Annotated in this window: 13 protein-coding genes; 8 read left to right on the forward strand and 5 right to left on the reverse strand. The window is 72.2% G+C overall.

Features of this window, described 5'->3' with window-relative positions; all coding sequences use genetic code 11:
• Positions 1–18: 18 nt before the first annotated feature.
• Entirely contained in the window at positions 19–729 is a 711-nt protein-coding gene (locus IPT68_RS20760; RefSeq protein ID WP_189701315.1) for a response regulator transcription factor, read from the forward strand.
• A 9-nt stretch (positions 730–738) separates the two neighbouring features.
• Complete coding sequence (locus IPT68_RS20765) at positions 739–2199, forward strand: sensor histidine kinase (protein WP_189701389.1); 1461 nt, start codon at positions 739–741, stop codon at positions 2197–2199.
• Between the two features lie 173 nt (positions 2200–2372).
• Here IPT68_RS20765 and IPT68_RS20770 read toward each other — a convergent pair whose 3' ends face one another.
• The 4 genes from IPT68_RS20770 to IPT68_RS20785 form a co-directional block, all read right to left on the reverse strand.
• Positions 2373–3164 (reverse strand): ABC transporter permease, encoded by a 792-nt coding sequence (locus tag IPT68_RS20770; protein ID WP_189701316.1) that lies wholly within the window; start codon positions 3162–3164, stop codon positions 2373–2375.
• The gene (locus IPT68_RS20775) at positions 3161–4231 is read right to left on the reverse strand and encodes an ATP-binding cassette domain-containing protein (protein WP_189701317.1); all 1071 of its coding nucleotides are present in this window, start codon (positions 4229–4231) and stop codon (positions 3161–3163) included. The genes IPT68_RS20770 and IPT68_RS20775 overlap by 4 nt, the downstream gene beginning before the upstream one ends.
• A gap of 72 nt (positions 4232–4303) precedes the next feature.
• A complete protein-coding gene (locus tag IPT68_RS20780) occupies positions 4304–5152 on the reverse strand; it encodes a DUF4097 family beta strand repeat-containing protein (protein WP_189701318.1) in 849 nt (282 codons plus the stop codon).
• Between the two features lie 81 nt (positions 5153–5233).
• Positions 5234–5746 carry a toxin-antitoxin system HicB family antitoxin gene (locus IPT68_RS20785; protein WP_189701319.1) on the reverse strand — a complete coding sequence of 171 codons (513 nt, stop codon included), beginning with the start codon at positions 5744–5746 and terminating at the stop codon, positions 5234–5236.
• Between the two features lie 378 nt (positions 5747–6124).
• Here IPT68_RS20785 and IPT68_RS20790 point away from each other — a divergent pair, with 378 nt between their 5' ends.
• Positions 6125–7150 (forward strand): permease, encoded by a 1026-nt coding sequence (locus tag IPT68_RS20790; protein WP_189701320.1) that lies wholly within the window; start codon positions 6125–6127, stop codon positions 7148–7150.
• Complete coding sequence (locus tag IPT68_RS20795) at positions 7147–8106, forward strand: TIGR03943 family putative permease subunit (protein WP_194073996.1); 960 nt, start codon at positions 7147–7149, stop codon at positions 8104–8106. Before IPT68_RS20790 ends, IPT68_RS20795 begins: the two co-directional genes overlap by 4 nt.
• A gap of 32 nt (positions 8107–8138) precedes the next feature.
• Here IPT68_RS20795 and IPT68_RS20800 read toward each other — a convergent pair whose 3' ends face one another.
• The gene (locus IPT68_RS20800) at positions 8139–8753 is read right to left on the reverse strand and encodes a hypothetical protein (protein WP_189701322.1); all 615 of its coding nucleotides are present in this window, start codon (positions 8751–8753) and stop codon (positions 8139–8141) included.
• A gap of 282 nt (positions 8754–9035) precedes the next feature.
• Between IPT68_RS20800 and hemL the strand changes: the two genes are divergently transcribed.
• The 4 genes from hemL (at position 9036) to IPT68_RS20820 (ending at position 13109) form a co-directional block, all read left to right on the forward strand.
• The gene (hemL, locus tag IPT68_RS20805) at positions 9036–10352 is read left to right on the forward strand and encodes a glutamate-1-semialdehyde 2,1-aminomutase (protein WP_189701323.1); all 1317 of its coding nucleotides are present in this window, start codon (positions 9036–9038) and stop codon (positions 10350–10352) included.
• Positions 10349–11029: a histidine phosphatase family protein gene (locus tag IPT68_RS20810; protein ID WP_189701324.1), complete on the forward strand. Its 681-nt coding sequence runs from the start codon at positions 10349–10351 to the stop codon at positions 11027–11029. Before hemL ends, IPT68_RS20810 begins: the two co-directional genes overlap by 4 nt.
• Positions 11030–11150: 121 nt before the next feature.
• Positions 11151–12437, forward strand: a complete 1287-nt coding sequence (locus tag IPT68_RS20815) for a polysaccharide deacetylase family protein (RefSeq protein ID WP_189701325.1) — start codon at positions 11151–11153, stop codon at positions 12435–12437.
• 66 nt (positions 12438–12503) lie between these two features.
• Positions 12504–13109 carry a TlpA family protein disulfide reductase gene (locus IPT68_RS20820; RefSeq protein WP_189701326.1) on the forward strand — a complete coding sequence of 202 codons (606 nt, stop codon included), beginning with the start codon at positions 12504–12506 and terminating at the stop codon, positions 13107–13109.
• Position 13110: the final 1 nt, after the last annotated feature.

Consider the following 13110-nt stretch of genomic DNA (forward strand, 5'->3'; position numbering starts at 1 on the left):
CTTTGCCACACTGGACCGGTGCCCCACACTGTTCTGCTCGCCGAGGACGACCGCGCCATCCGCAACGCCCTGGAACGGGCCCTGACCCTGGAGGGCTACCGGGTCACCGCGGTCGCCGACGGCGTCGAGGCGCTGGCGCAGGCCCATCGCACGCCGCCGGACGTGCTCGTGCTGGACGTGATGATGCCGGGGATCGACGGGCTCCAGGTGTGCCGGGTGCTGCGGGCCGAAGGGGACCGGACGCCGATCCTGATGCTGACGGCGCTCGTGGAGACGGCCGACCGGATCGCGGGGCTGGACGCGGGCGCCGACGACTACGTCGTGAAGCCGTTCGACGTCGAGGAGGTCTTCGCGCGGTTGCGTGCCCTGCTGCGGCGTACGAACGGGGCCGGCGCCGTCGACGTACCGGAGCGGGCGCCGCTGCCCGAGCGGCAGCTCAAGGCGGCCGGGCTGCGGATGGACCCCCAGGCGCGGCGGGCCTGGCGCGGCGGGCGGGAGCTGGAGCTGACCCGCACCGAGTTCGAGCTGCTGGAACTGCTCGTGCGCAACGAGGGGATCGTGCTCGACCACTCCACGATCTACGACCGGATCTGGGGGTACGACTTCGGGCCGGGGTCGAAGAACCTCGCCGTGTACGTCGGCTATCTGCGCCGCAAGCTGGACGAGCCGGGGGCGCCGCAGCTCATCCACACCGTCCGTGGGGTGGGTTACGTGCTGCGGGAGGACTGAGTGGGTCTCCTGCGCAGGGCCGGGGCCGAGTCCGGTGTCGGGTCCGGGGCCGGGGCCGGTGGGTGGTGGCGGCCGCGGCTGGTGTCCTTGCGGACGACCTTCGCCGTGTCCTTCGCCCTGGTGACCGCCGTCGTCACCGTGCTCGTCGGCATCCTGTCCTACGGTGCCGCCGCCCGGCTGGTGCGCGTCGACCAGCAGTCGGTGTTCGACGAGGTCGTGCGGGATCTGCGGGGCGAGGTGAGCGAGCGGCGGATGCTCCCGGAGGACTTCTCCTCCGCACCGGGACACGACTTCGTGCGCCCCGCCCGTACGGACGTGCAGGTGCTGGGCCCCGACGGGAGCGTCGTCGACCCGGGCAGCCCCGGGCTGCCGGTGACCGACGCCGACCGGGAGGTCGCGGGCGCGGCGCGGGCCGGGGCGCTGGCCCAGCACCAGGACGTCGACGTCGGCAACGACGTCTACCGGGTCGCGACCGTCGCGCTGGGCGGCAGCCGGGGCGCGGTGCAGGTGGCGCAGGAGTTCAGCGACACCGAGGACCTGCTGCGGGCGCTGCAGCAGCGGACGCTGCTGATGATGGCGGCGGTGGTGATCGGGGCGGGGCTGTTCGGCTGGTGGCTGGCGCGGCACATCACCCGGCGGCTGGTGATCCTGACGGCGGCGGCGGAGGCGGTGGCCCGTACGCGGCGGCTCGGCATCGACGTGCCCGTGACCGGCAGCGACGAGGTGGGGCGGCTAGGGCGCGCCTTCGACCGGATGCTGGGCCGGCTCGCGCAGTCGGAGGAGGACCAGCGGCGCCTGGTGCAGGACGCGGGGCACGAACTGCGTACGCCGCTGACGTCCCTGCGGACGAACATCTCCCTGCTCCGCCGGATCGACGAGCTGCCGCCCGGGACGCGGGACGAGCTGGTCGCCGACCTGGGGCAGGAGGCACGGGAACTCACCGACCTGGTCAACGAGCTGGTGGACCTGGCGGCCGGGCAGCCGGACGCCGAACCGCCGCAGCGGGTCGACGTCGCCGACCTCGCGGAGGATGTCGCGGGCCTGGCGCGCCGGCGTACCGGTCGGCGGATCGAGGTGCGCGCGAGCGGCGACACGACGACTCAGGGGCGGGCGGGGATGCTGACCCGGGCGATCTCCAACCTCGTCGAGAACGCGGCGAAGTTCGACGCCGCCGGGACCGCCCCGATCGAGATCGTGGTGTCCGGGCCGGCGCGTCCCGGGGCGATCCGGGTGGAGGTCCACGACCGGGGGCCGGGTGTCGCCGACACCGACGTGGTCCGCGTCTTCGACCGCTTCTACCGGGCCCCGGACGCCCGTTCGCTGCCGGGGTCCGGGCTGGGACTGTCGATCGTGCGCGAGGTGGCGCTGGCGCACGAGGGCGCGCCGTTCGCCTGCCGGCGGGAGGGGGGCGGGTCGGTCATCGGGTTCACGGTGGGGGCCGGTGCGCCGGACGCGGGGGGCGGGGCCTGACCGCAACCCGTCCCGGCTCCGGGCTGTGCGCCGTTCGCTCGACGCGGGGGCGGGCGGGCACGGGACGCCGCGGGCGGAGGACGCCGACGGGGCGGCGTACGCCGACGCGGTGTCGGAGTACGCCGCCCCGGGGCGGACCAAGGCCCTCGGGCCGCCGGTCGCGCATCGCGGCGCTACTTCGGGTCGCGGTCGAACAGCGACGTGGACCACACGTAGCCGAGCACGGCCAGCCCCAGGCACCAGAGGACGGCCAGCCATCCGTTGTGGCCGATCCCGGTGCCGAGCAGCAGCCCGCGCAGCGTCTCGATGGCCGGTGTGAACGGCTGGTACTCGGCGACCGGCTGGAACCAGCCCGGCATCGCGTCGACCGGGACGAAGGCGCTGGACAGCAACGGCAGCACCATCAGCGGCAGCGCGTTGTTGCTGGCCGCCTCGGCGTTCGGGCTGGACAGGCCCATGCCGACGGCGATCCAGGTGAGCGCCAGGGAGACGAGCGTCAGCAGTCCCACCGCCAAGAGCCATTCCAGGGCGGTGGCGTCGGTGGAGCGGAACCCGATGGCCACCGCGACGGCGCCGACGAGGACCACGCTCATCACGCACTGGATGACGCTGCCGACCACGTGACCGACCAGCACCGAGCCGCGGTGGATGGCCATGGTGCGGAAGCGGGCGATGATGCCCTCGGCCATGTCGTTCGAGACGGACACCGCGCTGCCGATCGTGGTGCCGCCGATGGTCAGCATCAGGATGCCCGGGACGAGATACGCGAGGTACGCGGACCGGTCCGCCCCGCCGTCACCGATGCCGGCGGCCATCACGTCACCGAAGACGTAGACGAAGAGCAGCAGCAGCATGACCGGTGTGAGCAGCAGGTTGAGGGTGAGGGACGGGTAGCGCCGGGCGTGCAGCAGGTTGCGGCGCAGCATCGTGGACGAGTCGCGCACGGCGAGGGAGAGGGAGCTCATCGGACGTCCTCCTGGGACTGGCGGGACTCGCGGGACTGGCGGGGCGGGCGGGGCTGACTGGGCAGGGTGGAACCGGTGGATGCGGGGGACCCGGCGGGCGCGGTGGGGCCGGTCAGGGCGAAGAAGACGTCGTCGAGGTCGGGGGTGTGCACGGTCAGCTGGTCCGCCTCGACGCCGGCCGCGTCCAGCCAGTCGAGGATGGAGCGCAGCTCGCGCTGGCTGCCGTCGCTGGGGATCTGCAACGCGAGCGCCTCGTCGTCCCGGGTGACCTCGCGGAGCGCGCCGGCGGCGCTCCGGTACGCGGACGGGTCGGTGAAGCGGAGCCGGACGTGTCCGCCGGGGATGAGCCGCTTGAGCTCGTCCGCGGTGCCCTCCGCGGCGATCCTGCCGTCGTTGAGCACGGCGATGCGGTCGGCGAGCTCGTCGGCCTCCTCCAGGTACTGGGTGGTGAGGAAGACGGTGACGCCGCCCGTGACGAGTTCGCGGATGATCTGCCACATGTTGTGGCGGCTGCGCGGGTCGAGGCCGGTGGTCGGCTCGTCGAGGAAGATGATCGGTGGGCTGCCGACGAGGGTCATGGCGATGTCGAGCCGGCGCCTCATGCCGCCGGAGTAGGTGGAGGCCGGCTTCTTCGCGGCCTCCGTGAGGTCGAACCGCTCGAGCAGCTCCGCGGTGACCCGCCGCCCCTCGCGCCTGGGCAGGTGGTGCAGGTCCGCCATGAGGAGCATGTTCTCCTCGCCGGTGATCAGCCCGTCGACGGCGGAGAACTGTCCGGTGACGCCGATCGCGGCGCGCACCTCGTCGGGTGCCGTGGCGACGTCGTGTCCCGCGACCCGAGCCTGTCCGCTGTCGGCGGTGATGAGCGTGGACAGGATCTTCACGGCGGTGGTCTTGCCGGCGCCGTTCGGCCCGAGCAGGGCGAACACGGACCCGGCCGGGATGCGCAGATCGATGCCGTCGAGGACGGTCTTGTCGCCGTACGACTTGCGCAGACCGACGGTGGAGACGGCGACGGGCGACTGCGGACCGTCGTCCCGAATGGATGTGGACATGACAGAAGAAGGCATGGAGCCCTCCGTTCGAAGGCAGAAGCGGCTGCGTGAGTGAGTGGTGTTCGCGTCCCGTGTGCGGGGCGGTGCTCAGACGCGGGCGCGGCGGACGTCGATGTTGCCGTGCCGGGTGCGGGCGCGGACCTTGACGGTGTCCTCGGTCGTCTCCGGGCCCTCGGACGCGGTGAGCGTGTTGCGCACCTGGCCGGAGCCGGAGCTGACGTCGAGCCAGGCGTCCGTGCCCTCGCGGACGCCGACCTCGATGGCGCCGTAGGAGGTCTCCAACTGGACGGTGCCACGGGCCACTTCACCCACGCGCAGGGTGCCGTGGGCGGTGGTGGCGGTGACCGAGTCCTCCGCGCGCCGGATCTCGATGTCGCCGTTGGCGCCGCTCACCCGCAGTTCGCCGGTCGCGGCCCCGACGGTCGTGGTGCCGTGCGAGTTCTTCAGGACGGCGGGGCCGTCGGCGAGGCCGACGCGCAGGCTGCCGGAGCTGGTGGTGATCTCGGCCGGGCCCTGGATCCGGTCCACGGTGATCGAGCCGTGCGACGCGGTCAGCTTCAGCGGGCCGGTCGCGTCGAGGCGGACGTCCCCGGACGAGGTCTTCACGCGGACCTCGCCGAGCCGGCCCTCGCCGAGCACCTGGGTCCAGGCGCCGGTCATGTCGACGCGCGAGTCCGTGGGCAGTTCGACCGTCACGTCGACGACGCCGGTGCGGCCGAACAGGTTGAGCTTCGGCTTCGGCGTCCTGACGGTCAGTGCGCCGCTCGCGTACGTGACCTCGGTCTGGTCGGCCGCCCGCACGTCCAGGTCCTTCTTCGGGTCGCGGGGCCGCACCTCCACGACGGTGTCGAGGCGGTCGCCGGCGGTGAACTGGATGGAACCGGCCTCCACGTGCGCGGTGACCGAGATCGCTTCGGGAGTGTCGAAAGAAGGCATGGCTGTCCCGTCCTTTTGGGTCTTCAGGACGTCCCCCCTGATGGGACGTGGTGTGGGTGAAGTGGTCCGGGCGGGGCGCGGCTAGCGCACCCAGCCCGTGAAGCTCTGTCCGACGGTCCTGCTCTTTTCCGGCGTACGCGGCCGGGCGCCGCCGTCGACCGCGGCCGACACGGCCCGCACCAGCCACGCGTTGACCGACAGGCCCTCGCGGGCGGCGGCTTCTTCGGCGCGCGCCTTGAGCTGGGCCGGCAGTCGCAGATTGACGCGGGCGGTGCCGCCCTCGTCGCCCTCGGCCGGGGCCCTGAACGCTTCCACGGGCGCGGCCGGCTCCACGGGGGTGACGCCGTCGGCGGGCGGCGGCGTCACCACGAAGTCGGGGTCGAGCCCGCGCAACCGTACGTCGACCGAGCCGGGGGCGAGTTCACGGGTGATCTCGTCCATCGCGGCGGAGAGCACGTTGAGCATGGTCAGCCGGGTCGCCGACTCCAGGGGAGCGGTGAGCCTCTCGGCCAGCTCGCGGGCTTCGTCGCCACCGGCCTCGGCGGCCACCGCGAGTTCGCGGCGGAGGTTGTCGACATACGGGGTGAGGTCCATGACGCCATCATGGCACCACAATGGCGCCATGCGCAAGCCGCCAGTGGCAGGACGGTGTCGGCCGCTCAGTGGAATGGAGGTGACCTGCGCAAACGCAGCGGACGCTGCTGATGTCATGGCGGCGCCGCATGTGCTCGTGGACGTGCGGGCCGGTGAAGTGGTGTGACGTGGCACCGCGTGGCACCGCGTGGCGCCGGGTGGCATCGGGTGGCGCCGGGGAACGCCCGGTGGCGCCATCCCGGGCGTCAGGTGGTGCCATGTGATGCCACGTCGCGGACGTCGGAGCCGTCCGGAGGCGTGGGGGTGGTCCGGCCACCCGGGCGGCCGGTGTGCGGCGCCCGCTATCGTCACTGCGATCGGCCGACGCGCGGAGCCCGTATGCAGAAGACGGAACAACTCGTCACCCAGGTGGAAGGGGAGGGTGACGCCGTCGCCGTGCCCGCTCGCGGCTGGCCGCGTTCCTGGCCGTTGCTGCTGGTGGCGGCCGCCGTCCTCCCCGGCGCGGTGCTGTTCGCCGCCGGTCGCTGGGCGGACGAGCCGGCCGTGCAGGCGTGGCGGACGGTGTGGCTCGCCGTCACCGTGCAGGCGCTGCCCTTCCTGCTGCTCGGAACGGCCCTGTCGGGTGCGATCAACGCCTTCGTGCCGGCGCACGTGTTCAACCGGCTGCTGCCGAAGCGGCCGGCGCTCGCCGTACCGGTCGCCGGGGCCGCCGGGGTCGTCCTGCCCGGCTGCGAGTGCGCGTCGGTGCCGGTCGCGAACAGCCTGATCGGACGGGGCGTCACCCCGGCCGCCGCCTTCGCGTTCCTGTTGTCGGCCCCCGCCGTCAACCCGATCGTCCTGACGGCCACGGCCGTCGCGTTTCCCGGCAGCCCGGAGATGGTCCTCGCCCGTCTGCTCGCCTCGCTCGTCACGGCGGTGGCGATGGGCTGGCTGTGGCTGGCGCTGGGCCGGGAGGAGTGGCTGCGCCCCGCCGTCCGGCACACCGGGCACCACGCCGGCCACAGCCGCTGGAGCGAGTTCCGCCGCGGCTTCCAGCACGACTTCCTGCACGCGGGCGGCTTCCTCGTCGTCGGCGCGCTGGCGGCGGCCACCTTCAACGTCGCGGTGCCGCGCTCCGTGCTCGAGACGTTCTCGGGCTCTCCGTGGCTGTCCGTGCTCTTCCTGGCCGCGCTCGCCATCGTGCTCGCGGTGTGCTCGGAGGCCGACGCGTTCGTCGCCGCCTCGCTCACCGGCTTCTCGCCGACCGCACGGCTGACCTTCATGGTCGTCGGACCGATGGTCGACCTGAAGCTGATCGCGTTGCAGGCGGGGACGTTCGGCCGCGCCTTCGCCATCCGCTTCTCCGCCGCCACGACGGTCGTGGCGATCGCGGCCGCCGCACTGATCGGAGCGGTACTGCTGTGAAACGCCCCCTTCAGATCACCCTGCTCGCCCTCAGCGGCCTGGGGGTCCTGCACGCCTCCCTCTTCAGCGACCTGTACCTGCGCTACGTCAAGGAGGGCATGCGTCCGCTGCTGATCGGGTCCGGGCTGCTGCTGCTGGGCCTGGCGGTCGCGGAGGCCTGGTGGGGGAGGAAGGACGCGGAGCAACCGGAGGAAGCGGAGGGCGGGAAGGGCGGACGGGCCGGGAACGGCCACGAGCGTCACGCCGGGTTCGAGGACGGCCACGAGCGTCACGCCGGGTTCGAGGACGGCCACGAGCGTCACGCCGGGTTCGAGGACGGCCACGAGCGTCACGCCGGGTTCGAGGACGGCCACGAGCGTCACGCCGGGTTCGAGGACGGCCACGAGCGTCACGCCGGGTTCGAGGACGGCCACGAGCGTCACGCCGGTCACGGCCACGACCACTCCCACACGCCCAAGGTCGCCTGGCTGCTCTTCCTCCCGGCGCTCAGCCTCCTCCTCTACGCCCCACCGGCCCTCGGCGCCTTCACCGCCTCCCGCGAGACACCCAAGGCCGTCGCGGAGGAGGACCACTTCGACCCGCTGCCGGCGACCTCGCCCCTGCCGATCACCCTCACCGACTTCACGCAGCGCGTGCAGCAGGACCGCGAGCGGGCCATCGAGGGACGCACGGTGCAGATGACGGGTTTCGTCACCCCGGCCGGGGACGGCGACGGCTGGTACCTGACCCGGCTCATGCTCAGCTGCTGCGCGGCGGACGCCCAGTCGGTGAAGGTCCGCATCCACGGCGTCCAGGCTCCGCCGGCCGACACGTGGGTGACCCTGACCGGCACCTGGCACCCGTCCGGCACCCTGGGCACGAAGTCGGCCGCGGCCGCGCTGGACGCCCACACCCTGAAGAAGATCCCGAAGCCGACGAACGGCTACACGGACGCCCTGCCGCTGACCCCGCCCTGACGGCTCTCCCGGCGGCCCTCACACGGCTCGGCTCAGGGCCACACCAGGCAGTACGGCTGATGCCCCGCCTCATGGAGCCGCTTCGAGAAGTCCTGCCACTCGTGCAGCAGCTGGTAGACGTTGAACGCGTCCCGCGGTCCGCCCCGGTCCGGGACCGTCGACCAGATGAAGGCCGCCGCGCCCACCGCCTCCTCGCCGATGCCGCGGAGGGGGTCGACGACGGTCATGGGGAGTTTGACCACGGCGTAGTCGGGGTGCAGCACGACCAGTTCGAGCGGCGGGACCTTGTGGAGGGGGACCCCTTCGATGCCGGTCAGCACCATCGCGGCCATCGTCTCCGGCTTGATCTTGGTGAACATGCCGTTCATGCCGAGCTCGTCGCCGCCCAGTTCCTCGGGGCGCATCGAGATCGGGACGCGGGCCGCCGTCGCACCGTCCGGCGCGCCGAAGTACTTGTACGTCACCCCCACCCGACCACCATTCCTGCTCCCGGCCCGGAGTCGGTCGTCCCGCTCGGGCTCTCCCGGCACACCCTGTGTCCGACGTGCTTCGGGCGCGTCCTCCGCGTCGCGTCGGTGCCTTCCCCGCCGGGCGCGTCGAGGACCCAGGTCGTCAGTCCCCTCGCCCAGTCCGCCACCGCGATGCATATCTCCACCCGACTGCTTTTCTAGGACGCGTGGCCCCGGCCGCGCAACCCGATCATCGTGTCAGTGACCTCCCCCACGGCCGCGCGCCGAAACGTGCGTCGAAACACCGGTCCGCAGGATCTTCGCAGCCCCTGAACACCATGCCCCGCAAGAGCTGTGTGTATCAGGTCTCAGTTTCGCAGACGGCAGGGGGTGGAGGAGGATCGATCACGGGGTGCCGCGTCCTACCCTGAGGGAGTCATTGGCAACCGGAAGTCCGAGAAGTCGGAGAAGTCGCAGGTCATGAGCGAACTGCCCTATTCATACGAAGCGCCTGTCTCGCAGGCTCTATTCGACCGTGCGGCCGCCGTCACGCCTGGCGGCGTCAACTCCCCGGTGCGCGCCTTCCGCGCCGTGGGCGGTACGCCCCGGTTCATGGTGTCCGGCAGCGGGCCGTATCTGACGGACGCGGACGGACGCGAGTACGTCGACCTCGTGTGCTCCTGGGGGCCCATGATCCTCGGGCACGCCCACCCGGAGGTGATCGCCGCCGTGCAGGAGGCGGTCGCACGCGGGACGTCCTTCGGGACGCCCGGCGAGGGTGAGGTCGCCCTCGCCGAGGAGATCGTCGACCGGATCGGGCCGGTCGAGCAGGTGCGGCTGGTGTCCAGCGGCACCGAGGCGACCATGTCCGCCATCCGGCTCGCCCGCGGCTTCACCGGGCGGTCCAAGGTGATCAAGTTCGCCGGGTGCTACCACGGGCACGTCGACGCGCTGCTCGCCGCCGCGGGCAGCGGCCTGGCGACGTTCGCGCTGCCGGACACCCCGGGCGTCACCGGCGCCCAGGCCGGCGACACCATCGTCCTGCCGTACAACGACCTCGAAGCCGTGCACGCCGCCTTCCACGCCCACCCCGGCGAGATCGCCTGCGTGATCACCGAGGCGTCCCCCGGCAACATGGGCGTGGTGCCGCCGCTGCCCGGCTTCAACCAAGGGCTGAAGGACGCGTGCGCGCAGAACGGGGCGCTGTTCATCTCCGACGAGGTGATGACCGGCTTCCGGACCAGCCGCTCCGGGTGGTACGGCGTCGACGGCGTCGTGCCCGACCTGATGACCTTCGGCAAGGTGATGGGCGGTGGCTTCCCCGCCGCCGCGTTCGGCGGGCGCGCGGACGTCATGGCGCACCTCGCGCCGGCCGGGCCCGTCTACCAGGCCGGCACCCTCTCCGGGAACCCGGTCGCCACCGCCGCGGGCCTCGCCCAGCTGAGGCTCCTCGACGACGCCGCGTACACCAAGGTCGACGAGGTGTCGCGGCAGATCCAGGCGCTGGTCGGCGAGGCGCTCACCAAGGAGGGCGTCGCGCACACCCTGCAGAACGCCTCCAACATGTTCTCGGTGTTCTTCACCGACCGGGCCGTGCGCGACTACGAGGGCGCCAGGGCGCAGGCGTCGTACCGCTTCACCGCCTTCTTCCACGCCATGCTGGCGGGCGGTGTCTACCTGCCGCCGTCGGCCTTCGAGTCCTGGTTCGTGTCCACCGCGCACGACGAGCGCGCGGTGCAGTTGATCGCCGACGCCCTCCCGGCGGCGGCCCGCGCTGCGGCGGAGGCCACGGCATGAGCGGGCGGGACATCACCGTCGTCCACCTGATGCGGCACGGCGAGGTCGCCAATCCGGACGGCGTCCTGTACGGGCGGCTGCCCGGGTACCACCTGTCCGAGCTGGGCCGGGAGATGGCCGACCGGGTCGCCGGGCACCTCGCCGACCGTGACGTCACCCACGTCGCCGCCTCACCCCTGGAGCGGGCGCAGCAGACGGCCACGCCGATCGCCAAGGCGCACGGGCTTGACCTGGCGACCGACCCGCGGCTGATCGAGGCCGAGAACGTCTTCCAGGGCAAGACCTTCGGCGTGGGGGACGGCGCGCTGCGCAGTCCCGGGAACTGGAGGCACCTGGTCAACCCGTTCCGCCCGTCGTGGGGCGAGCCGTACGTCGAGCAGGTCATCCGGATGATGGGCGCGCTGGACGCGGCGAAGGACGCGGCGCGTGGGCACGAGGCGGTGCTGGTGAGCCATCAGCTGCCGATCTGGATCGTGCGGTCGTACGTCGAGAAGCGGCGGCTGTGGCACGACCCGCGCCGCCGGCAGTGCACCCTCGCGTCACTGACGTCCTTCACCTACGAGGGCGACCGGATCGTCTCCGTCGGCTACACCGAGCCCGCCCGTGACCTCGTCCCGCCGCATCTCCTGGCGGGCGCCAAGCCCGTGAAGGGGAAGGACAAGGCCTTCGGGGCATAGGAAGTCCCCGGTGGCGGGTTTGTTGCCGTTGTTCCGAAACCGTGACTGACGGGCGGAACCTCCCCGTTCGGCGTGCTCTCTGACTGAGTGACCAGCGAAGAGCGCAACGGACGGGGACGGCATGGCTCACATCAGTCGACGCGGAGCGATGGGACTCGGCGCGGGGGCCGCGGCCGCTCTCGGGCTCGCCGGATGCGGAACGCTCACCGCCTCGGACGGCCCGAACCCCGCCGGCGGTTCCGGGCGGAAGCCGCCGAGCGGCCCGCGGGGCGCGAAGACCACCGTCCGTCCGATCGGCGACGGCTCGACCGCCTTCACCGGCAGGCAGCCCCACCAGCCGCCCCGGCCCGAGCCGCTGGAGCCCGGACAAATGCCGCCGCAGTTCGTGGTCTTCTCCTGGGACGGGGCCGGCGAGGTCGGCAACGGCCTCTTCCCGCGCTTCCTCGACCTCGCCCGGGAGCACGGGGCACACATGACCTTCTTCCTCTCGGGCCTGTATCTGCTGCCCGAGTCGAAGAAGCGGCTCTACGACCCCCCGAACAACCCGCGCGGCGCCTCCGACATCGGCTACCTCACCGACGCGCACATCAAGGACACCCTGCGCAACCTCCGCCGCGCCTGGCTGGAGGGCCACGAGATCGGCACCCACTTCAACGGCCACTTCTGCGCCGGCCCCGGCTCGGTCGGCACCTGGACGCCGCGGCAGTGGCGCAGCGAGATCGACCAGGCCAAGTCGTTCGTGAAGGAGTGGCGGACCAATTCGGGCTGGACCGATCTGCCGTCGCTGCCCTTCGACTACGACAAGGAACTCGTCGGCGGCCGCACACCCTGTCTGCTCGGCCAGGACAACCTGCTGCCCACCGCCCGTGAGCTGGGCTGGCGCTACGACGCCTCGTCGCCCGGCGGCCGTCAGGTCTGGCCGACGAAGATACAGGGCATATGGGACCTTCCGCTCCAGCAGATACCTTTCCCCGGCCGCTCGTTCGAGGTCCTCTCGATGGACTACAACATGCTCGCCAACCAGTCGGTGAACTCCACCAACGCCCCCGCCCACAACTACCCGGGCTGGCGCGAGCAGGCCGCGCAGGCCTACATCCAGGGCTTCCGGCGGGCCTACGAGACCAATCGCGCGCCCTTCTTCGTCGGCAACCACTTCGAGCAGTGGAACGGCGGCATATACATGGACGCCGTCGAGGAGGCCCTCACGTACATGGCGGGGGAGAGGGAGAAGGGCGGGGACGTGCGGCTGGTCTCCTTCCGGCAGTTCGTGGACTGGCTGGACGTCCAGCAGCCGGAGGTCCTCGACCAGCTGCGCACGCTGGACGTGGGGCAGGCGCCCGCCGACGGCTGGCAGGACTTCCTCCGGGCGCCCTCCACCGCCACCGCGGGGGCCGGGAACGCCGCCTGAAATGCGGGGGTCCGCCCGCGAGGGGGGTGGGCAAGATCCCCAGAACGGGCATGCGAAACTTTTCACATGAGTGCCGCCCGTCGCGCCCTTGGCCGTACCTCCCTGCTCGCCACCTCCGGCGCCGCCGTCGCCGCGCTGCTGCTGTCCGCGTGCGGATCCGGCGGGACGTCCGGAGGGGGCGGCGACACCAACTTCGTCGCCGGCGCCGACGGCATCGACACCGTCGAGAAGGGCGAGCGGGCCGCCGCGCCCGACCTGTCCGGCAAGACCATCGACGGCGGGCAGCTCGACGTCGCCGACTACAAGGGCAAGGTCGTCGTCCTGAACGTGTGGGGTTCGTGGTGCGGGCCGTGCCGGGCCGAGGCCAAGAACCTGGAAACGGTCTACCAGGACACCAAGGACCAGGGCGTCCAGTTCGTCGGCATCAACACGCGCGACACCAGCACCGGCCCGGCGCTCGCCTTCGAGAAGGAGTTCGGCGTCACCTACCCGAGCCTGTACGACCCGACCGGCAGGCTGATGCTCCGGTTCGCGAAGGGCACGCTCAACCCGCAGGCCATCCCGTCCACGCTCGTCATCGACCGGGACGGCAGGATCGCCGCGCGCACGCTCCAGCCGCTCAGCGAGGAGAAGGTGCGCGAGATGCTCGACCCGGTCCTCGCGGAGAAGTGAC

The organism is Streptomyces chromofuscus (genome assembly GCF_015160875.1).
GTDB lineage: Bacteria > Actinomycetota > Actinomycetes > Streptomycetales > Streptomycetaceae > Streptomyces > Streptomyces chromofuscus.